Source organism: Microcoleus sp. Pol1C5, assembly GCF_036701115.1.
Classification (GTDB): domain Bacteria; phylum Cyanobacteriota; class Cyanobacteriia; order Cyanobacteriales; family Microcoleaceae; genus Microcoleus.
The window spans coordinates 1-21,739 of sequence record NZ_JAUBQE010000054.1 but is presented as its reverse complement, the minus strand read 5'-3'; the positions used below and the strand labels follow the sequence as shown (position 1 = coordinate 21,739).

Genomic DNA, 21,739 nt, shown 5'->3' with positions numbered 1-21,739 from the left:
CAATTTATCAATGATGAGCAAGTTGACTTAAGTTAGCAAACAACTGAGAAACTTTGGTCAAATCTTTATCTCCCGGCGATATTTCTACGCCGCTAGAAAGATCAACACCGCTGAAGTTATTGCCGATCGCCCTATCAATTGCATTTAAAATATTATCGGGTGTTAAACCGCCCGCCAGCAGCCAAGGACACTGCGGTCTAAACTCTGATAACATCATCCAGTCGATCGTTTTACCAGTACCGCCCAATTGCTGTGGATGGTAAGCATCCAGCAGTAAAGTATCGACACGAACAGCATAAATAGCCGCCGTCTCTAGAGTTTCAGGAGTCTTAACTCTCAGGGCTTTGATAATTTCAATTCCCGGCAAAAACTCCCGCAGTCGATCGCAATATTCCGCTGTTTCATCTCCATGCAACTGCACCCCGCTTAAATTTGACTCTGCCGCTACTTGACAGATATTTTCTATTGTGGTGTTGGCAAAAACGCCGATGCGATCGACATTTTCCGGCAACTGCTCGACAATCAGGCGAATTGTTTCTGGGCTGACATAGCGGGGGGACGCGGGCACGCAGATAAACCCTAAAGCCTGGGCTCCCAAACGGGCGATCGCAATTCCTTGGTCTAATTTAGTGATTCCGCAAATTTTAACCCGCACTCTTCCTCCTCGGTTCCGCAGTTGTATCAAAATATCAACGAATTGTTAACTATTAAAACAAATCTTAGTTTAATGCAAACCGCTTTTTATAATCTTGGAAATCAATTTATCTGTGAAATCAGGAGATAAGAACATGATCAACTCATCTTTGCTGTTAGCCGTACAATCTACCGCTCCCTCAACACCGGAGTGGTCGCCACTGGTAGGACTGACAATGATTTTATGTAATTTGCTGGCGATCACGATCGGCTACTACGGCATCTCCAAGCAAAACCGAGGCAAGGGCCCAGCTTTACCCGTTGCACTCCCTGGAATGTTCAAAGGCTTCGGCGTACCAGAATTGCTGGCAACAGCCAGCTTCGGTCACTTGCTCGGAGCCGGAGTAATCTTGGGCTTGGGTAACGCCGGAGTTCTGTAAAAATCAGGGGAAAGGCAAAGGCAAGGAGTAGAAAAGATATAATAGAAACTCTTTCTTGCTCTCCTTTCCCAGGAAACTTCATGCAGACAGGTTGGCGAATCGGCTCTTTATTTGGCATCCCCCTAGTTATAGATTATTCGTGGTTTATAATTTTAGCTTTAGCAACCCGCGAATACGCCAGCAGTTACCGCCTGTGGGGGCCTGCGCTCTCTTGGAGTGCGGGGTTAGCAATAGCTCTGCTACTGTTTGCTTCCGTGCTCTTGCACGAACTCGGACACAGCTTGGCGGCGATATCGCAAGGCATTAAAGTTAATTCTATTACCTTATTCTTATTTGGCGGAGTAGCTTCGATCGACTCGGAATCAAAAACTCCCGGTCAAGCTTTTCAAGTAGCCATTGCCGGCCCTCTAGTCAGCTTTGCGCTGTTTTTAATCCTCGGTTTGGGCTCTCAAGTTCTTCCCCCGAAAAGTTTGCTAGCAATTGTCACCGAAAGGGTAGCACTAATCAACCTCGTTTTGGGATTATTTAACTTAATTCCCGGTCTGCCTTTGGATGGAGGACAAGTTTTAAAAGCAGCAATTTGGAAAATCACCGGCTCTCGATTTACCGGCGTTCGCTGGGCGGCAAAAACAGGACAAGTTTTAGGTTGGCTGGCGGTTGCTTTGGGTCTGAGTTTATGCTTTTTAGCGCGCGAGTACGGCGGCTTGTGGATTGCGCTGATCGGCTGGTTTGGCATTCGCAATGCCACTGCTTATAGCCAAGTTACTTCGCTGCAAGAAGCCCTGCTCAAAATTAAAGCCAGCGATGCGATGAGTCGCGAGTTTCGAGTTGTAGATGCAGACTTGACTCTGCGAGAATTTGCCGATCGCTATTTGTTAGAAGTCAATCCGTTTCCATTTTACATTGCTGCGACCAACGGTCGGGATTTGGGGTTAGTGTCGATCGACGATATCCGCTTCACAGAACGCAGTCAATGGCAAGTTCAGACTTTGCACAACATTTTGAAACCCCTGGGAAAAACCCCCACAGTTTCCGAAAAAGCATCCATCGCAGAAGTAATTAACAGCATGGAAGCCCGTCAACTCCCCCGAATCATCGTCCTCTCGCCGATTGGTTCAGTAGCGGGGACGATCGATCGGGGTGACGTGGTTAAAGTTTTAGCAAAATACCTCAAACCCCAGATTTCAATCGCCGACATCAAGCGCAGCAAAGAAGAAAACAGCTATCCGCAGGGATTGCAGTTAAGTGCGATCGCCAAAACCGCACAGGAAAATTAAAAATTTGGCAATTTAAGATGGGGTGCATTTTTTCAAGGAGAGTTGAAAAAATAATTATCAATATGCCCAAATTCTTTCATCAATTTCATCGTCAGTTGAAGGATAGAGGCTGGAGTTGGAAAAACTTAACTCATTCCTTCCCCTTCCCTGACTTGCAACCTCTTACTATTATCTGCATTACCGTGACAGGAGCTCTATTAGGAGTGCGGCATTTAGGCTGGTTGCAGCCACTGGAATTAAATGCTTTCGACGTGATGGTGCAGTTGCGACCTGATCCGGGTCCTGACCCCAGGCTGCTGGTAGTAACAATCACAGATCGGGACATTAATATTATTGAAAAATGGCCAATTTCAGATCGCACTTTAGCAAAAGCGATCGCAGAAATAGCTCGTCTTGAACCCACAGCTATTGGCATAGATATAATTCGCCCGACTCCCTATGAACCGGGAAATGCAGAATTAGCAACTCAACTGAAAAACCCCAAAGTATTTCCCATTACCTTCATCGGCAACTCAGAGTACGATCGAGCTCCGCCACCTCCCAATATACAAAAAGAACGGATAGGATTTAACGATTTAGTCCTAGATCCCGATGGTAGAGTGCGTCGAAATTTGATGTTTGCTGGCGATGGTAAAACCACACATACTTCATTGTCAATGCGGCTAGCTTTTGCATATTTGGATAGCAAAAAAATAGATTCTAAATTGACAGAAAAACAAGAAATTCAGGCGAATAAAACAGTATTTTCAAAATTGCAATCGGACTCAGGAGGTTATCAAAACATTAATGCCCGAGGCTATCAAGTCTTACTCAACTACCGCTCTGCTGAAAATATAGCAAATATCGTGACACTAACTCAAGTTTTGGAGCAAAAAGTTGATCCTAAATTGGTGAAGGGTAAAATAGTGCTAATAGGCGTTACAGCCCGAACTGTCAAAGATTTATTCTCCAGCCCTTACAGCGCTACTGCCAGCGGAAACCGCCTGATGCCTGGGGTATTAATTCACGCCACTGCCACCAGCCAAATTCTCAGTGCAGCTTTAGACGGCAAAGGGCTATTTTGGTATTGGGACGAAGGGCAAGAAATTCTCTGGATCGCTGTTTGGAGTGCAGTGGGCGGCTGTTTAGCTTGGCGGCTAGAAAAATCCCTGAATTTGATGGCAAGTGCGATCGCAGGTTGCGGTTCATTATTCGGATTCACCTTTTTCCTCTTCATGCAACAAGGGTGGATACCTCTAATGGCCCCTACCCTGGCACTTTTAATCACCGCAGCAGTTGCAGTTACCTATAAGTACGAGCAGTCGAGGCAACAGGAAGGGATTGTGATGAAATTATTAGGACAACAAACTTCACCCGCGATCGCAAATGCCCTGTGGAAAGAGCGCGTCCATCTGCTCGAATCAGGGTTATTGCCAGGGCAAAAAGTTACTGCAACGATCGTCCTCACCGACTTGCAGGGTTTTAGTACAATCTGCGAAAAACTACCGCCAGAAGTAGTAATGAGTTGGTTAAATGAGTATTTATCAGCAATGGCCCAAGAAGTCCAAGAACATCAAGGCGTGATTAATAAATTTACCGGAGATGGAATGCTGGCAGTATTTGGCGTACCCATTCCCCGCACAACTCCCGAAGAAATAGCAGAAGATGCTCGCTGCGCCGTATCTTGCGCTCTAGCCATCAGTTCCCGCTTGCCACAAATGAATCAAAATTGGCTCGATCGGGGTTTGCCGTCCGCAAAAATGCGAGTAGGCATCTTTACAGGGCCTTTGATGGTTGGTAGTCTGGGAGGCTCAACCCGTTTAGAATATGGAGTGATCGGCGACAGCGTAAATATTGCCTCTCGGCTCGAAAGCTGTGAAAAGGATCGGCAAGACGACACTTGCCGGATATTGATTGCAGAAGAAACCTTCCTGCATCTGGCCGACAAATTTGAAGTAGAATCTTGGGGAGCTTTACCATTAAAAGGCAGGGAACAAAAAGTTAATGTCTACCGCGTCTTGGGAGAAGCAAGACCGGGAAAGTAAAAAGAGACAAAATAACTTTAAAAATTCAGGGAACTACTATGAAAAAAATGACTAATTTTTGGCTAAAATTGCTCGCATTTGTTTCCCTATTATTAATAGGAGCATTTAACGCTTGCCAATTTGCAGGTCTGGGACAGCCAATACCAAGGGAGCCGGGCAAGCCAGGCACTGAATCGGGAGGGCCGCGCTTCGGTCCGCCGATTCCAAGCACAGATGGCAAGCCATCCACTGAATCGGGAGGACCGCGCTTCATTCAGCCCCGTGAAGATATCGACGACGATCGCCCCCCCACTCAACCGAGACGGCCTATACGCGGTGGCTGCGCGAGCATTAGTCAGCAAGGTCTCACAGCCTTAGTGCCTAAAAATAAGCTGGGACGGACTGTTTCCGAGTATCCAACTTTCTTTTTCTACTTGCCTCAAACAGAGGCAGAATTAGCCACATTTACCCTAGAAGATGAAAGCGGCAACCAGATTTATAAACAGGATGTCACAATTAGAAATTTATCAGGGGTGATCGGCGTTAATATCCCCGCTAACCAAAATGTGCCACCCTTGGAAGTAGGCAAAAGTTACCGTTGGAATTTGACAGTGATTTGCGACTCTCAAGACAGATCGAGCGATCAGATCGAAAGCGGTACTGTACGGCGAGTTGAAATCAGTGCAGATATCCGCCGTCAATTAGATCAGGCAGATCCGCGCCAGAAAACGGTTATTTATGCTGAAAATGGGATTTGGCAAGATGCCCTCAGCACCTTAGCTGCGGCTCGCCAAGCCAATCCTAACGATGCAGAATTAGCTGCTGATTGGGAAAGCTTGCTAGATTCAGTGACACTGAGTAAAATTGCCAAAGAGCCGATCGTTCAAACTCAGCCACAGCCATAACAAAATACCCAGAGCCCCTACTTCTTGAAGAAGTCGGGGCTCTAATATATTAATTTTCTTACAGTTTCAATCAAATCATTTCTATCTTCAGATAGAGGTAAATTCACAGAAATTAATTCCTTTCCAAAAAAATGAAAAAAAACCTCTAAATCCGGCTGTAAACGCATAGAACCCTAATTAAAATAATGTTTTAAAAAATGAAAAAAATCACTAAGTTTTTCCTAAATTTGACATCAGTTAGCTCAATATTATCGATCGCCACACTTAACGCTTTCCAATTAACCGTTGTGGGACAGCCGACTCCAAACGTAGATGGTCAGCCAATCACTCAACCGGGAAGGGTGCGCTTCGTTGGGCCTACTGAAGATAATTTGTCGTCACCAAACTATCGACGACGAGGGCAGACCAAGGCAAGACCTAAATGCGACGATAACAGAAAGCTAAAAGCCTTAGTACCAGAAAGTCAAATCGGGCGGACTGTTTCGGAATATCCTGTATTCTTTTTCTACTTGCCTAAAACAGACGCGCTCCTAGCTGAGTTTGCCCTGGAAGATGAAAAGGGGAATTTTATATATGAAACTACCCTAAAAATTAACAATGCATCAGGAGTCATGAGCGTTAGTATTCCCGCCAATAAGAATGTGCCGCCCTTGGAAGCAGGCAAAAGTTACCGTGGGTTTATTGCATTGATTTGCGACCATGAGGACAGATCCGGAGATTCGGTAGCAACAGGTATTGTGCGTCGAGTTGAACTGAGTGCAGATATCCTCCGTGAATTAGATGTGGCAGATCCGCGCCAGAAAACTGTTATTTATGCTGAAAATGGGATTTGGCAAGATGCTCTCAGCACTTTAGCTGCTGCTCGTCGCGCTAATCCTAACGATGCAGGATTAGCTGCTGATTGGGAAAGCTTGCTGGATTCAGTGACATTGGGCCAAATTGCCAAAGAGCCGATCGTTGAAATTGAGCAGCAGCCATAGATGAGTTTTCCGATTTTAGATTGGCGATTTTAGCGAGATACCCGACTTCTTCAAGAAGTTAGGTATCTAGTATCTAATATATTTTCCTTCTTCCATCTTCCTTCAATATCTGCTATATCCTGCCATTCCCGATCCGAAAGTGGCTGCACTTTCAAATCAATTTCAAAACAGCGACAAGCGGCCGCACTCAAAACATCAATTACAGTTGCAATCAAATCATCTCCCCCTTCAGATAGAGGTAATTGCACAGGAATTAATTCCTCTCCAAACACTTGAGAAAACAATTTAACATCTGGCTGCAAACGCATCGAACCGTGCTGCAAAATAGCATCACCCCGTCGCAATTGCGCGCTACCAATTAATTTGTGACCATCAAGTGTAACTAAATCCGCACCCGTCGCAGTACCAAAACAATTCGGATTGTGAATATAACTCCTTCCAGCTTCCCCGTATTGCAAATCCAAACCCATCGCCCTCCAACCCTCAATCAAAAACTCGCAAATAGTCTGATAAGCTTTCATACGGCTGCTTCCAAATCCCGACGCCACAACTGCATAAGTTAAATCCCCTTGGTGCAGCACGGCGCGCCCGCCGCTGGGCCTCCTCACCAACTCCACAGGCATTCCCTGCCAAGACAAATGCTGCCAAAACTCCGGCCACCTGCGCTGGTGGTAGCCCAAGGAAATCGTCGCCGGTTGCCAAGTGTAAAATCGCAGAGTTGGCGGATGTTTGCCCGCTAGATGCTGTTCCAGCAGCCATTGGTCGATCGCCATCTGCACCCTACCAAGCGCCGACAACAGTGGAATTAAACGCCATACAGAATTAGCCATCAGTCCCCAGTCCTGAGTTTGCACTCAATAATTCGCAGAATGTTTTAAAATTAGTAACAGTTTTTTGGGCCTGTCTTCTAAGTTGGTGCAAGTTTCACGCCCGCCGGTGCTTTAGAAATAAATAGAAAAAATAATCGCAGAACCATGAGCAACAGTGTAATTGTCATTAACGACGAAAAATTTGAAACAGAAGTCCTGAAAGCTGAGCAACCAGTGCTTGCCTATTTTTGGGCTAGTTGGTGCGGGCCTTGCAAACTGATCGCGCCTTCGGTAGACTGGGTGGCGGCCAACTACAGCGATCGCCTGAAAGTCGTTAAAATGGAAATTGACCCCAATCCTAATACTGTCAAGCAGTATAAAGTAGAAGGAGTCCCAGCTCTCAGGCTGTTTAAAAATGCCGAAGTAGTGCTTTCTCACGAGGGTGCTATTACTAAACAAACTTTGATCGGTTTGCTCGACGCTCACTTATAAAGTTTGGAAATGATTCGGGAGTTTCCAACTCCCAATTCACAATTCTAGCAATCGCAATTTTATTTTAACATCTCTCTTTTATCCTCAATGTTCATCTCTGACTCTGCGCCCTCTGCGCTCTCTGCGGTTAGTAAAAAAATAATTAATTCACAAAGCCAATAAAAAGGCAACATAAAAAATAATTTAGCTCATATAAAAAGATTCATTAAAATCCCCCAAAATTACAGAAAATATGCAATTTGCTAAACGTTTAGATCCACTGCAATTTAATGTATTTGCCGATATGGATCGGGCAAAAGCTCAAGCTAGAGCAGCGGGGCAAAATGTGATTGACTTGTCTCTGGGTTCTTCGGATTTGCCGGCGGCTGCTCACATTACAGATGCGATCGCACATTCTCTTTCCGACACCAGCACTCACGGCTATTTGCTATTTAACGGCACAAGAGATTTTCGGGAAGCAGCAGCTATTTGGTACGAGCAAAAATTTGGAATTGCAGTCAATCCAGAAACAGAAGTGCTGCCGTTAATTGGTTCCCAAGAAGGCACGGCGCATATGCCTTTAGCTGTACTCAACCCTGGAGATTTTGCTTTGTTGCTCGATCCAGGCTATCCTTCCCACGCGGGCGGTGTGCATTTAGCCGGCGGTCAAATTTATCCGATGCCGCTATTAGCGGAAAATGCGTTTTTGCCGATATTTGAAGATATTCCGACAGCAGTGTTGGCTCAGTCGAAGATGATGGTTTTGAGCTATCCTCACAATCCTACAACTGCGATCGCCCCGGTAGCTTTTTTTGAGAAAGCCGTGGCTTTTTGTCGAGAACATCAACTTGTTTTAGTTCACGATTTCCCTTATGTGGATTTGGTATTTGACGATCGCAATTCTCTCATAGAGGCAGAGTCTGGTAATGAGGAAGAATATCGAAAATTGATGGCGCCGTCAATATTTCAGGCAGATCGAGATAAGAGTGTGGCGATCGAGTTTTTTACACTATCCAAATCGTACAGTATGGGAGGTTTTCGGGTGGGATATGCGATCGGCAATTCCGAACTAATTGCAGCGCTGCGCCAGGTAAAAGCCGCAGTGGACTTCAACCAATACCGAGGGATTTTGAACGGAGCGATCTCCGCATTAACAGGCCCCCAAGATACCGTCAGAAGCAGCGTAGAAACCTTCAGAAAACGGCGCGATGCCTTTGTAAACGCGCTACAGGGCATCGGCTGGCAAGTACCCGTACCCCCCGCCACCATGTACGTCTGGGCGAAACTGCCGGAACCTTGGGCCCAAGATTCCGTAAAATTTTGCACTCAGTTAGTACAGAGTACAGGAGTCGCAGCTTCCCCCGGTGCCGGTTTCGGGAAATCAGGAGAAGGCTACGTGCGATTTGCCTTAGTCGAGTCGCCAGCAATTTTGGAAACAGCAGTTAGAAAAATTGCTGAGTTTCTAAATTGAGCGATGCAATCTGTGTCAAATTAACCTCAAACACCCTTGTGATACTTAAGCCCACCCGACTTGAGCTTTGAGGCAGGGGTTAAAACCCCTGCCACACTGGGGGTTTTGGCATTTTTGGAGATAGGATGAAGGACACGGCGTCTAAGTGCTTACCCGTAGCTCAAGATGGATGCAATTGCTAAAATATTGTGATTTATACCTAAAGGAATAGATATTTGCACGCAGTATCTGTCACAATCTTTTTTAAGAAATGTTAACGTGAGACATCTTGGGAATTACCAGTTCCGCTCACCCACTCTAAAAATCCTTGAAGTGAATTCTGTCGGGGTAGCGATTGTTCCGTAGCGGCTAGCGCACACCCGAAAAAGACCACACTGCCCAAAATTGCAATCAGCGGAAAAGGCTTACCCAGCCCAAAATCCCGCTGAAGGCGAGCTAACGGTCTGCTCTCGCGCCTGAGCATCTTTCCCACCGTCAGTTGTTTGAGACTAAAAGGATCGCGCACAAAATGACCGCTCCAGCTAATTACCATATGAGAATGGCAGTGGGGACAAGTGAATAGTCCACTTACCATCCCGACTGGGCCTACGACGCTAGAACGGTTGCAGATCGGGCAAGTGACAGAATGAGTGTTATAGGTGGGAGCGTTCATAACTGTTTTTCTTGATTAAAAAAAACTAACAAGTAATTGGGAGCCTGTGTTAACGCTTAAGGTATAGACCTTGAGAGGCACTTTTCCTTAATTCCTAGTTTACCGCTCCGATCGGGTCGATCGGAGCTCACTGCTTGGGAAAACCTTCAAAATGCCAACCCCCCAACGAGTGCAAGTCTGGAGCACAGGTGAGATTATATTGCAAGGGAGTTACGGTTATTCTGTTGTCGCGAATAGCTTGTACGTCTGTAGGAATATCATGTGGCACCGCCGAATCAGCGATTTCTTCTACATCTTCTAACAATTCCCCAGCCAGCCAATAATAAGTTTTGCCGCGCGGATCTGTGCGCTTTTGAAATATGTCGAAATAGCGGCGAATGCCTTGACGGGCGATCGCAACTCCGGTAATTTCTGCTTGTGTGACTGCTGGTATGTTGACATTCAACAGCATCGGTTTCGCCATTGGCTGTTTTTCCAACTGTGCCAGCAAGGTGACAGCGAAATCCACCGCCGGTCCAAATTCCTGCGAAGTAAAGCTGGCGAGGCTGAAAGCAATGCTGGGAATTCCTTCCATAATTCCTTCCATTGCTGCCGAAACCGTACCCGAACAGATGATATCCGTGCCTAAATTGGGCCCGTGGTTGATACCGGAAAGAACAAAATCCGGCGGTTTGTCAAGTAAAGCCCACAAAGCAAGTTTCACGCAGTCGGCGGGAGTACCCGAACAGGCCCAAGCTTGGACTGCAGGCTCAAAAATAGATTCGACAATTTCAGCGCGGATGGGTTGGTGCAGGGTAAGGCCGTGGCCGGTAGCAGAACGCTCTCTGTCGGGACAAACTACGCTCACGTCGTGGCCAGCGTCGGCGAGAGCGTTGGCGAGGCTGCGGATGCCTTGTGCAAAGATGCCGTCGTCGTTGCTAATTAAAAGTTTCATTGAAATTTTTATAGGCCTTATAACAATACTAAACTAGATTTAACTAGCGCGATCGCTCTAACATCGAATTACCTATTACAAATTATCCGTAACTGCCGAAAATCTCAAATCTCAAATCTCAAATCTAAAATCAACAAGACTGTAGAGCCAAAATTGCGCTAAACTCAACTTGGCCCAAAACTGCCATCAATCTAAAATCTAAAATCTAAAATCTAAAATCAAAATGACTGTCCAGCTAAGCGACATTGAAACTCAACTAGAAATTCTCGGTCAAGAGTCCAAAAGTGCGATCGCCACTGCCAATACCCTCGAACAACTCGAACAGTTGCGCGTCGGCTACCTCGGCAAAAAAGGTCAACTCTCTCAAATTTTAGGGATGATGGGCAAACTGTCGCCAGACCAGCGGCCCAAAGTAGGTGCGATCGCCAATACAGTCAAAGAAGCCCTGCAAGCCGATTTAGAGGACAAGCGCGCCGCCCTCCAAACCGCCCAAATTCAAGCCAAATTAGCCTCAGAAACCATCGATGTCACCATGCCGGGGATTTTTCGCCCCCAAGGCCGCGTTCACCCCTTAAACGCCGTCATAGACCGCGCTCTCGATATCTTTGTCGGCCTCGGCTACACTGTCGCCAACGGCCCGGAAATGGAAACAGATTATTATAACTTCGAGGCGCTGAACACACCGCCAGACCACCCAGCGCGGGATATGCAAGATACATTTTACCTACCAGGGGGCGACTTGCTGCGGACTCAGACATCATCAGTGCAAATTCGCTACATGGAACAGCACAAACCACCGATTCGGATTGTCTCTCCCGGTCGCGTTTATCGCCGCGATACTGTCGATGCTACTCACGCAGCAGTCTTCCACCAAATTGAACTATTAGCAATTGATGAAGGTCTGACATTTACTGACTTGAAAGGCACAATTAAAGAGTTTTTGCGGCAAATGTTCGGGCAAGATTTGCCTATCCGTTTCCGCACGAGTTACTTTCCGTTTACGGAACCTTCTGCCGAAGTTGATTTGCAGTGGAACGGCAAATGGCTGGAAGTTTTGGGCTGCGGAACTGTCGATCCTAACGTTCTGAAAGGAGTCGGTTTAGATCCAGAAAAATATACTGGGTTTGCGGCCGGTTTTGGTGTCGAGCGGTTCGCAATGGTACTTTATGAAATCGACGATATTCGCCGGGTTTATGCTAGCGATTTGCGCTTTTTGCGCCAATTTTAAACAAGGGCTTGGGGTCGCTTACACGAGCCGTAAAGAGGTCTTGGTCAATGTACATCAATCTTTCAGTTTGAAGTAAGTAAGTACAAATAAACATTACTTGGGGAGAGGGCGGGTTCTGCAACGATCGACTCGCCCTTACTGTAGATAAGCCCTAAAGCCACCCCTACAAGCCCCTGCAAGATATTATTGTTTTTTTGCGCTTACCTACTTATTTATTGTCTACTTGCCAAAAACACCCTTGATGCTGTCAACAGCGCTCTCGACAGCATTCTTGGTATTATCTACTGCTTTCTGAGTCCGAGCTGAATCTTCCGATGCTCTTTTCTCAATTGTGGCCGCATCTTTCTTAGCTTTGCGCTCTACTACACTACCATCCTCCGATGAGCGATCGACTTTAGCAGCATTTGTCTTGGCAGTTTCCTTAACCTTCTCTTCTGTATCTCGGATGAAGTTCTTGGCTCGTCCAGCATCTTTGCTGGCTTTTTCTTGAACCGCATCGCCCGCATCTGCGTCTGCTGCCATCGAGTTTACAGCAGGAGAAGCCATTGCTGCGGTGTTCGAGAAGAACGCACCAGACCAGACAAAGGCCATCGCACAGACGCAAAGCACAGTTGCAGCCATCAAGCGCCCTAAAGTCGAAAGCCGTTTCGTAAAATAATTCAGTTTCATAGAATACAAAGCAAGATATGACACTCTATTTTTACTCTATCGGAGCGATCGGCGTAACCGTTCTCTAGATAGAGGTTATCCGCCGACGAGCGGTTAAAAAAGTTCACTCTTTTGATAGATTCAAGCCAGGAATGTCAGTCACTTTGAGATTTGAGATTTGAGATTTGAGATTTGAGATTTGACTCCCAAGCCGCCATTGGGAAGCTTGAACTTTGGTGAGTCGATTGTAGATTTTAGATTAAAGATTAAACAATTGACATCAAATCTGTTAGCAGGGGAATTATTCATATATCTCTGCTGCATCTGCGTGAATCAGCGTCAATCCCTTGTCATCTGCGACCAGAGAAATTGTCTTTTTTTAACCGCAGATGAGGGCAGATGCAACATAGATTAATGCAGATGAATTAGATCAATTCCGGTTGCAACATCTATCCGTGATTGTTGACTGTTGACTAGATTTTACCAAAACGATGCAGCCGGATTTGATATGAGTCCACAACCTGAGCGCATATTCGCGCGCTTAAGTAAGTACGCGGGAAAAATAATCTTGATGCAACTCAACATTAACTAGCGTGATTAAAGTTAAATTTAACACATTGTTTACGGTCAGTAGGTGCGACTGTAAAGCTATCATCAATCGGGCGATTGTTTTCATAAAATATCGCTTCTAAGGATTATTTCACGGACTGACTATCGCTTTGAACTACATACATATTTTGCCGCTCATCTACTTAGTTAGGAATAGGTTGTTCCCGAAATTGTGCGTGAGATATCAACATATAATACTTATAATGACTAATCACAGTTTAGTAAAAAAGTCAATACCGTTTCATCAATTCCCTTTAGTTTCAAAGGCTTATATTTAACAATGCGATTTTCCTCAACATAGTCTGCCACCGCTGCCGAAATTAGCACCGTGTTTGGTTCCGTCACTTCTTGCAAGCGGGCGGCAATATTCACGCTCGGCCCGATCGCAGTATAATCCGATCGGTCGGGGCCACCAAACATCCCGACCACCGCAGTACCTTGGTGAATTCCGCAGCGAAACCGCACCGGAGGCACCCCATTTTCCCCAACAATTCCCTGCTCCAACCAGCCCTTGTTAAGCTCCTTCAGAGCTTGCAGCATTTGGCCAGCAGCAGCCACAGCGCGGCGTACTTGCTCATTAGGGGTTAGTTCCTCCGGCGCGCCAAAGAAAGCCATTACCGCATCTCCAACAAACTTGTCCACCGTACCGCCACTGTCAAAAATAGCCTTAGTCATTGCCGCCAAATATTCATTCAACAGCTCAGCTACCCGGCGCGATCGCAGCGTATTTGCCATTTGAGTAAAACCGACAATATCGCTAAACAAAATAGTAATCAATCGCGGTTCCGGGCGCAAATCCAGGGCCAAATCTCCAGCCGCTGCGGCCTTCACCATCGCCGGTGGCAAAAATCTGCGTAGCACCGACTCAGTTAAATAACTGTTCAACTGCTGCACTCGGCGCTCGTTTTGTTTGAGGGCGATCAAATTCCGCACTTCTGCCAACAATTCTCGATCATTAAAAGGCTTGGACAAATAAGCATCCGCACCCCTTTCTACTCCTTCAATTCGAGTGTCTTCATCGGCTTTAGCAGTCAGCAAAATTGCCGGAGTTCCCTGCAATTCCTCATCCTCTCGAATCATCTTAATCAAATCCAAGCCCGAAATCAAAGGCATCATCAAATCAGTTATAATTAAATTAGGGTGACGTTTTTTAGCCACGGCAAATCCTTCTTCTCCGTTGCGCGCCAGCAAAACTGCAAAGCCGGAATCTCGGAGAATTGCCGACACATAAAAGCGCAAATCGGGATTGTCGTCAACCACCAAAACCGTTCCCACTGCTGTTTCCGATCTGACCGGTTGGATCGGCTCAAAGTTATGATTTTCAGCCTCATTTTCTGACAGCTCCGCCTCCACATCTGCCAGTTCCACCGCAGCTTTGGATGAGTGAAACTCAGCAGGTATTTCTAGTACCTGTTCCGGGGGCAAGTGAGTCGAACCGAAGTGCAGCCAAACTGTAAAAGTAGTACCTTCACCGTAAACTGACTCAACTGAAATTTGACCGCCGTGGAGTTCGACTAATTCTTTGACAAGTGCCAAACCTAAGCCGCTGCCTTCATAGGAACGGCTAGCTGAACCTTCGGCTTGGTGAAACCGCTCGAATAAATAGGGAATTTGTTCCGTGCGAATGCCGATACCCGTGTCTTTTACTTGCAACAAGCAGTGAGCGCCGGCCGATTCAACTTTCAGGGTGATAGTTCCGCCTTCAGGGGTGAATTTGACAGCATTTGATAGCAGGTTGTAAATAACTTTGTCAAATCTTTCCAGATCCAAATAAAGTAGAGGACATTCTTGCAGTTGGGTAATTAAGTGCAGTCCTTTTTTCTCGCAGTAGGCGCGGAACGACTCTGCGGTAGAGTAACAGAAACCGACTAAATCGCAGGGGCGGAAACTCGGCTGCATCCGTCCGGCATCGAGCCGCTGCAAGTCCAGCAGTTGATTTACCAAGCGCAGGAGGCGGCGGGAATTACGCAAAGCGATTACGGCTTGTTCGTAGGGCAAGTCTTCTTGGCGCCTGCAAGCTGATTCTAGAGGGCCGATAGTTAGAGTTAAAGGGGTGCGGAACTCGTGGGAGATATTTTGGAAAAATTCGGTTTTGAGCCGATCGGCTTCCAGAAGCCGTTCTGCCTGCTGTCTGGTAGTCTGGTAGAGACGCGACTGCTGCACGGCCAGAGCCGCTTGAGTTGCGACTATTTGAGCCAGGTCAATGTCTGAGATGTTCCAGTGGCGGATGCTGTGATTTTGGCGCAGGGAAATGCTGCCGATGATTTTACCTTCTGAGAGCAAGGGAACGACTAACAGGGCGCGGGCTGGCGATCGAACTTGCAGTTCTGTAACATTTAACTCGGGGTGTTCGTGCAGATCTTCGATCGCCACCGGTTCTTTTGATACCATAACTTGCAATAACACCGGATTGCCCCGAATCGGCACCAAAGACTGTGGCAAAGAAGGATGGGCAAAAACCCAGCCGCGAGTGTTCTCACCAGCATCACCCGAAGCCGTGTCGTAGCCCAGAGGGTTCGCAACTACCTCTGGATTGTCAATAAAACCCGGTTCTACAGCAACGGTATCCCTATGTGTGTCGTATAGCCCCACGCATTGGACGTATTCATCATCTTCTGTCCACAGAGATAGGGCGCAGCCGTCAACTTGCAAAGCTTGGCCAAGTTGTTGAGTAATGGCTGCAAAAATATTTTGGGGATCGAGACTGGATCGAATTGCCGTAGTAATAGTATTGACTAATGCCTCGCGCTTTGCCAGCGCCCGCACCTGTTCGTAAGCCCGGGCTTGAGAAAGCGCCAAAGCCGCTTGGTCTGCCACCGTAATTACCAACTGTACCTCGTGGTCTTGCCACTGGCGCGGTTCCTCAAACTGGTGCAGCGCCAAAACTGCCATCAGTTCGATTTTGTAAAACAGCGGTACGATCAAGCTCGATCGAATATTCGCAGCTTCGTAAGCCTGCTGTCGTTGCTGATTATCCCAGTTTAAAACTCGATCGTCAGTTTGGGCATCTTGAATCACCTCCACATCCAGAGTTTCCCAAACCAAATCCGGCAGCAAATCTGGGGAGAGTTCTGCTGCACAAGCATCTCCGGGCGTGACTTCCTCATCGCCCCCCAAACCTTTAGTTCCGGCTTTCTGGTAAACGAACCACTCATCGGCCACCCGGCCGTCTTGGAACGGCCGCAGCAGACAGCAACTCACCTCAAACATCTGCCCGACAGTTTCCACAATTCTTTGCAGCATTTGCTGGTAATTGGGAGCCGATCGGATAGTATTGGTAACGGCATAAAGCAGCGATTCTTGGCTCAAAGCACGGCGCAGTTCATTGGTGCGCGTTTTCAGAAGATTGTGAGTCTCAACAGCTTGACTGACAAGATTTATCAGCTCTTGAGCATCCCAAGGCTTGGTAACGTATTTGAATACTTTGCCAGCGTTAATAGCTTCAACTAAATCTTCAACATCCGTATAGCCAGTTAAAATAATTCGGATCACGTCGGGGTACTGAGCCGCCGTCAGGCTGAGAAACTCCGTACCGCTCATTTTTGGCATTCGCTGGTCGGAGATGATCACCGCAACTTCTCCCTCTTTTGCCAAAATTTCGAGAGCAGCGGGACCAGATTCGGCTCTGAGCACTTTGTAGTCTCGATGGAAGGTGCGGTAAAGCAAGTCGAGGTTATCCGGTTCGTCATCGACGATCAGAATTTTTAGCTTAGGATTTTCTTGGGAATTCATGCACCGTTCTCCTGTGCCCCAGGGCTGTTCGATTTAATAAGTCTAATTAAAGGAAGAATTCGCCGATTTAAATTGCTGAAGTCATACCATTTTCGATTTTCGATTTTCGTTTTTCGATTGCGAATGACTGATGACATAAGGGTTGGTATTTTGCCTAGAGTGCCATTATTTTTGGAAAATGGTATCACAATAATTCGTGGATATGAAGTTGTTGTGAGTATACGAGGCAATCATCAACCTTGATTTTTGATGTCTGGGTTTTCAATTCGGAATTCTTCTGAGCCACAGTTATCTGTCGTGCACCCCAATTTTATTATTTAATGTATATTCACATAAACTCGTCTCCCGATAATTTACTTTCACCCCTTATCTTTATGCAGCAGGAGAGCAAACACAAATCTGGCCATTTTAACTGCCGTCTGGATATCTCAGAATACATAGGAATAACCGTCCTGATTGTGAGTTGATTTGCCAAATTTATGTTTGAGCCTGGCTCTTGGGACTATTTTATTTGGTATGTGAAAGCTGCCCGCAGCAAGATACAATAGACAACCAACATCTTCGCCTGTGTTTTTTCCCAGAAGTAACAGCAACTTTAACAGTCAGCCAAGGATACCGACCACAATCCGGCGCCGAGCCCCTGACTGATATTCGCGGGTGGCCCACAGACCACAGAGGTGTCTGTGAGAGTGACGCAATTGCTGTACCATTTTAGTTAGACTTGCACTTTTTTCCCCGATATCGGCATTTTTTGTGCCTCCTGCAGACCAACACCCAAGCCAATTACTGTGGCGAAACACCGCAAGAGCGAGCATCCATCTGTTAATCTTAGCTAGGGATGTACTCTGTGGAAACCTATCAGTCGATTTTAGATTTTAGATTTTAGATTTACTCCACAGATGAATCGCGGAGCTTGAACTAGGGTCTAAAATTTTGATCTCTCCACGACCAGTGTCGGTGGCGTATATCATCGGTTTTTGGGCGGGGTCCATCAGCTCGATCGAGGTTTTGAAGGTCTCGCTCGCGCGCAGCAGAGTATCGAACCGACGGGGAAAACCCCTGCAGACTGTTTTCAGGCATCCAAATTTAAATTAGGAGGTTGGAAAAGTACCCCCTAGCTCAACAGGTAAAGCCGGTTCGATCGAGGACGGGCGATGGATTGCCCAGAACTGCTGAAAGCTGGGGTGCCAGGCCGGGGGGCGGCGGGGAACATCCGACACGCCAGCGCGCCCGGTGTTAGTCTGATAAGTCGTTGAGTTTTTCAACTACCGCTTGACGGATAAATTATATTCGATCGGGTATTTCCGTAAGCAGAGAGCGGTAGGATTCCGGGAACCTGACCTTAAAACCTTTGTGATTGTTTTTAATACCTTGCCCCCTAAGCTGTCGCGAATTTAATTTGTAAGCTACTGTTTACTTAAACTCTTGTGATGCCGGCCCAAAGCCAGGGATTAAGCTTCAAGTTAAAGCCCAAATAGCTGATCCAAAAATCTAGTATTATCGGATGAGTTTGATTCTTTCCGAACTAGAGTATTAAAGGCTCAAAAATTTCCATCTACCTCAAATACTACTTAAAGTCAAACACAAAAAAATGTAATTTAATCTGGATAATAAACTATGCCTATAAGTTACGTTATAAGATCAGTATAACATCAGTAAATTTTCTAAGAGGGTAGCTTAGAAACCAGCGTAAAAAAATTAATATAGTGGCCTGGCATTGTGAATCCTTCATTTTTTTCCTCACCATCTCACCAACAACAAACTCCCGGACTTTCTGGTTTTTCGATCCGGGTGGCTGCGCCCAACGACTTAACGCAGCTAGCTGATATTTTAGCCATGAGCTTTCACTCCCGCGAGGGGTTTGTAGAATGGGTGTATCCAGTGTTACGTTTGGGCATTTACGAAGATTTAAAAAATCGACTGCGTTCTAAGGCCGAACATTACATTTGTCTGGTTGCTGAGCTAGTCTCGCGCGACGAGGGAACGCAGAATTATCGATCGCACCGAGCTCAGCGCATGGCAGGAACAGTAGAAATGGCTCTGCGTTCTCGCTTTCCTTGGCAAATCCCTAATTCTGACTATCCTTATTTGTCGAATTTAGCTGTTCACCCCGACTATCGGCGGCAGGGGGTTGCTCAACAATTGCTCAGCAACTGCGAGGAGACAGCCAGAGAATGGGGATTTTCTGAGATTTACCTCCACGTTCTGGAAAATAATCACGCGGCGCGACAGTTGTACTATCAGGCCGGCTATCGCTTGCAACAGGTGGATTGGAATTGGACTGGTTGGCTGTTCGGCCAGCCGCGCCGGCTGTTTTTACGTAAGCAGATTTCACTATCTTAAGCTAAGTATTGGAATTGATCGTGGGGAATTGGGTCGAAGCAGGAAAAAGGAAAAACTAGCTATCCGTGTATTTTTGACTTCCGAATTGTGAATCAATAAAATGGGTATGAGGAATTAGTGATGAATTTTAGTTTGCTCTTAAGCCCGATCGCACAACACACTAAAATTATTTGGTAGTAAACACTTGAGCTACTAACCCTTGTGTACCTGGGAACACCTGAAAACCCCATATAAAGTTAGATAAACTCCGGTAGCCTCGTCGGGCTTAAAAACTCGTCAATAATCATAGAGAGTGCAACAGTAATTTATCTAATTTATCTGCGTAAATCTGTGTTGCATCTGCCCTCATCTGCGGTTAAAAAAAGAGAATTTATCGAACCGCAGATGACAAGGAATTGAGGCAACTTTACGCAGAGAAAGATAATAGACTTATGAAGAATTCAAGGCTAAAAAACTTGATTTTATACCAAATCCGGCTTGAATAAACCTTAATTTTTTAGCATTTTAGAGAGGGGAAAAAGGCAACCGTAAGAGCGATGTCAAGGGCCGAGTGCTACACAGTTTCTAACCCAGATTGAGTATTGTGAGGAACGCCACAGAAGTTCTGCTCTGCTGTGGCGTTTTGTTCGTCAGAACAGGAGACTTTCGCCGCCAATTCTAGAGTTCCGAGAGATTTGGTAAGAAATCCGAGGAGCCGATCGCCCCCTGAACCCCAACCAGATTCGCTAAAACCCGATCGGTGCCTGCTACTTGCAGCAACGTACCGTTCGGAGTGGCGCTAAATTGCAACTGCTGGGAACTCAGCCCGTCGGTCAAAACAAACTTATCGACCCCTACCTCGAAGTTAATCACAGTATCAGTGCCGCCCTCACCATTCAACAAAAATTGATCGCTCCCAATACCTCCAATTAAAGTATCGTCGCCCAAGTCGCCAAACAGCCAGTCATCTCCAGCGCCCCCATTGAGCAGGTCGTTATCTTTACCCCCAATCAGGGTATCGCTGCCAGCATCTCCGTTGATAGTATCTTGGCCTTCGTTGCCGTAAAGCAAGTCATCGCCATCACCGCCGTTGATGCAGTCTTGCTGGTCGTTTGCGCCCACCGAGACACCCCGGTTATCAGCACGATCGCCATAGATGGTATCGTTGCCCTCGCCACCGCAGAGTTCATCGCTGCCGTCACCACCGTAAATAAAGTCGTCGCCCCGATCTCCCTGTATGAGGTCGTTAGCTTTACCGCCGTAAATCAAGTCGTTGTCTTGACCACCACTGATGGTATCGTCACCCTCATCCCCGAGCAGCACATCAGCACCGATGCCACCAAAGAGCAAGTCCTCGCCGCCAACATCTTTAGCTCGACTGCGAGCACCGCCGTACATGGTGTCGTCGCCGCTGTCGCCGACAAGGGTATCAGAGCCTAGTTCGCCCCAAATCAGGTCATTATCTTTGCCACCCCAAACACAATCATTGCCTTTACCTGCTTGCACGGTATCATTACCGTGGCCACCGCCGATGATGTCGTTGCCACTGTCCCCAAAGATTAAGTCTTGTTCGCCGAGATCCCCGATGGACTGGGAACTTCCACTGTCGCCGAGCAGAGTATCGGCTCCTTCGCCGCCGTAGAGGGTATCGGAGCCTAATTGACCGTAGATGATGTCATTGCCTTTACCTCCGTAAGCGCGATCGTTATCTTTGCCTGCAACCAGCGTATCGTTGGCTTGTTGGCCGTTGAGGAAGTCGTTACCGAAGCCTCCGTACAGCAAGTCAAGTCCCTGCGAGTCGCTGACCCTTTGGTCGCGGATGCCCCCAAACAAGCTGTCGGAGCCGATGCCACCAAACAACGTATCGGAGCCGAGTTCGCCCCAAATCAGGTCATTTTCTTTACCTCCAAGGGCAATATCGCCACCTTTGCCGGTATGGATGGTATCGTCGCCCTCGTTGCCGTTAATGATGTCTGCACCCTCGCCTCCGAAAATCAAATCGCGAGCATCGTCAGGACTCTGGGAGTTGTTCTGGCCGGTGTCTCCGAGAATCGTATCTGCACCTCGATCTCCAAACAGGTTGTCAGAGCCTAAGTCGCCGGCAATCCAGTCGTTCTGTTTGCCTGCGAATACGATATCGTTGCCCTCGTCTCCGTAAACAATATCGGTGTCAATGCCCCCAAAAATCCTGTCATTGCCTTCGTTGCCGTAAATTTCGTCCGCGCCATTTTCACCTAAAAGCAAATCGTTGCCTTCAAAACCGACAATTTTTTGGTTGCCTTTGGTGTCTACGATCAAGTCATCGCCATCAGTTCCTTTGGTGGTTTGTGCCTCTGAAAATTGTGAAATAGGCCGGACAAATCCAATTGCGGGTGGTTGCTGCGGGGGCGCAAAGTTAATTCCCGGTTTTTCAATAATGGGCTGACACAAACAGTCGGTATCTGTTTCTCCAATCGGATTTGAGATGATCGGCGATGGCGGCGTTGGTGTGGGAGTTGGCGCAACTGGCCGCAAGATAGCGACAACAGTAGCGGGTGCGGGACTGGTGGCGCCGCTGTTGTCTGTGGCGCTGTAGGTGAAATTGGCTCCTGTAAAGTTGCCAGTTGTTTGGAAAAATAGTTGCTG

General features: G+C 46.9%; 16 protein-coding genes. 9 read left to right on the top strand and 7 right to left on the bottom strand.

Annotation, left to right across the window (positions count from 1 at the left end; all coding sequences use genetic code 11):
• Window positions 1–7: 7 nt before the first annotated feature.
• Complete coding sequence (locus QUA23_RS25000; RefSeq protein WP_333076873.1) at window positions 8–655, bottom strand: phosphoribosylanthranilate isomerase; 648 nt, start codon at window positions 653–655, stop codon at window positions 8–10.
• Between the two features lie 133 nt (window positions 656–788).
• On the opposite strand from QUA23_RS25000, the gene psaK reads away from it, so the two are divergent.
• From psaK to QUA23_RS24975, 5 genes are all read left to right on the top strand, one after another.
• On the top strand, window positions 789–1,073 hold the full coding sequence (gene psaK / locus QUA23_RS24995) for a photosystem I reaction center subunit PsaK (protein ID WP_333070476.1): 285 nt from the start codon (window positions 789–791) through the stop codon (window positions 1,071–1,073).
• 80 nt (window positions 1,074–1,153) lie between these two features.
• Window positions 1,154–2,350: a site-2 protease family protein gene (locus tag QUA23_RS24990; RefSeq protein ID WP_333076872.1), complete on the top strand. Its 1,197-nt coding sequence runs from the start codon at window positions 1,154–1,156 to the stop codon at window positions 2,348–2,350.
• A gap of 62 nt (window positions 2,351–2,412) precedes the next feature.
• Window positions 2,413–4,374 carry an adenylate/guanylate cyclase domain-containing protein gene (locus QUA23_RS24985; protein ID WP_333076871.1) on the top strand — a complete coding sequence of 654 codons (1,962 nt, stop codon included), beginning with the start codon at window positions 2,413–2,415 and terminating at the stop codon, window positions 4,372–4,374.
• Window positions 4,375–4,412: 38 nt separating this feature from the next.
• Window positions 4,413–5,258 carry a DUF928 domain-containing protein gene (locus QUA23_RS24980; protein WP_333076870.1) on the top strand — a complete coding sequence of 282 codons (846 nt, stop codon included), beginning with the start codon at window positions 4,413–4,415 and terminating at the stop codon, window positions 5,256–5,258.
• A 197-nt stretch (window positions 5,259–5,455) separates the two neighbouring features.
• Window positions 5,456–6,238 (top strand): DUF928 domain-containing protein, encoded by a 783-nt coding sequence (locus tag QUA23_RS24975; RefSeq protein ID WP_333076869.1) that lies wholly within the window; start codon window positions 5,456–5,458, stop codon window positions 6,236–6,238.
• Window positions 6,239–6,288: 50 nt separating this feature from the next.
• Here the strand turns inward: QUA23_RS24975 and QUA23_RS24970 are convergent, their stop codons facing one another.
• On the bottom strand, window positions 6,289–7,068 hold the full coding sequence (locus tag QUA23_RS24970) for a biotin/lipoate A/B protein ligase family protein (protein ID WP_333076868.1): 780 nt from the start codon (window positions 7,066–7,068) through the stop codon (window positions 6,289–6,291).
• A gap of 144 nt (window positions 7,069–7,212) precedes the next feature.
• Between QUA23_RS24970 and QUA23_RS24965 the strand changes: the two genes are divergently transcribed.
• Complete coding sequence (locus tag QUA23_RS24965) at window positions 7,213–7,539, top strand: thioredoxin family protein (RefSeq protein WP_172188562.1); 327 nt, start codon at window positions 7,213–7,215, stop codon at window positions 7,537–7,539.
• 232 nt (window positions 7,540–7,771) lie between these two features.
• Window positions 7,772–8,989: an LL-diaminopimelate aminotransferase gene (locus QUA23_RS24960; protein ID WP_333076867.1), complete on the top strand. Its 1,218-nt coding sequence runs from the start codon at window positions 7,772–7,774 to the stop codon at window positions 8,987–8,989.
• 253 nt (window positions 8,990–9,242) lie between these two features.
• On the opposite strand, the gene QUA23_RS24955 is transcribed toward QUA23_RS24960, so the two are convergent.
• Both QUA23_RS24955 and surE read right to left on the bottom strand, forming a co-directional pair.
• On the bottom strand, window positions 9,243–9,641 hold the full coding sequence (locus tag QUA23_RS24955) for a hypothetical protein (RefSeq protein ID WP_333070462.1): 399 nt from the start codon (window positions 9,639–9,641) through the stop codon (window positions 9,243–9,245).
• 127 nt (window positions 9,642–9,768) lie between these two features.
• A complete protein-coding gene (gene surE / locus QUA23_RS24950) occupies window positions 9,769–10,575 on the bottom strand; it encodes a 5'/3'-nucleotidase SurE (RefSeq protein ID WP_333076866.1) in 807 nt (268 codons plus the stop codon).
• Window positions 10,576–10,798: 223 nt separating this feature from the next.
• On the opposite strand from surE, the gene pheS reads away from it, so the two are divergent.
• Window positions 10,799–11,803 carry a phenylalanine--tRNA ligase subunit alpha gene (pheS, locus tag QUA23_RS24945; protein ID WP_333076865.1) on the top strand — a complete coding sequence of 335 codons (1,005 nt, stop codon included), beginning with the start codon at window positions 10,799–10,801 and terminating at the stop codon, window positions 11,801–11,803.
• A gap of 219 nt (window positions 11,804–12,022) precedes the next feature.
• On the opposite strand, the gene QUA23_RS24940 is transcribed toward pheS, so the two are convergent.
• Window positions 12,023–12,472: a hypothetical protein gene (locus QUA23_RS24940; RefSeq protein ID WP_333076864.1), complete on the bottom strand. Its 450-nt coding sequence runs from the start codon at window positions 12,470–12,472 to the stop codon at window positions 12,023–12,025.
• Between the two features lie 795 nt (window positions 12,473–13,267).
• A complete protein-coding gene (locus QUA23_RS24935; protein WP_333076862.1) occupies window positions 13,268–16,792 on the bottom strand; it encodes a response regulator in 3,525 nt (1,174 codons plus the stop codon).
• A gap of 1,719 nt (window positions 16,793–18,511) precedes the next feature.
• Between QUA23_RS24935 and QUA23_RS24930 the strand changes: the two genes are divergently transcribed.
• Window positions 18,512–19,135, top strand: a complete 624-nt coding sequence (locus QUA23_RS24930; RefSeq protein ID WP_333069860.1) for a GNAT family N-acetyltransferase — start codon at window positions 18,512–18,514, stop codon at window positions 19,133–19,135.
• Window positions 19,136–19,792: 657 nt separating this feature from the next.
• Here the strand turns inward: QUA23_RS24930 and QUA23_RS24925 are convergent.
• Window positions 19,793–21,739: calcium-binding protein (locus QUA23_RS24925; protein WP_333110557.1), on the bottom strand; the 1,947-nt coding region annotated here is incomplete at its 5' end.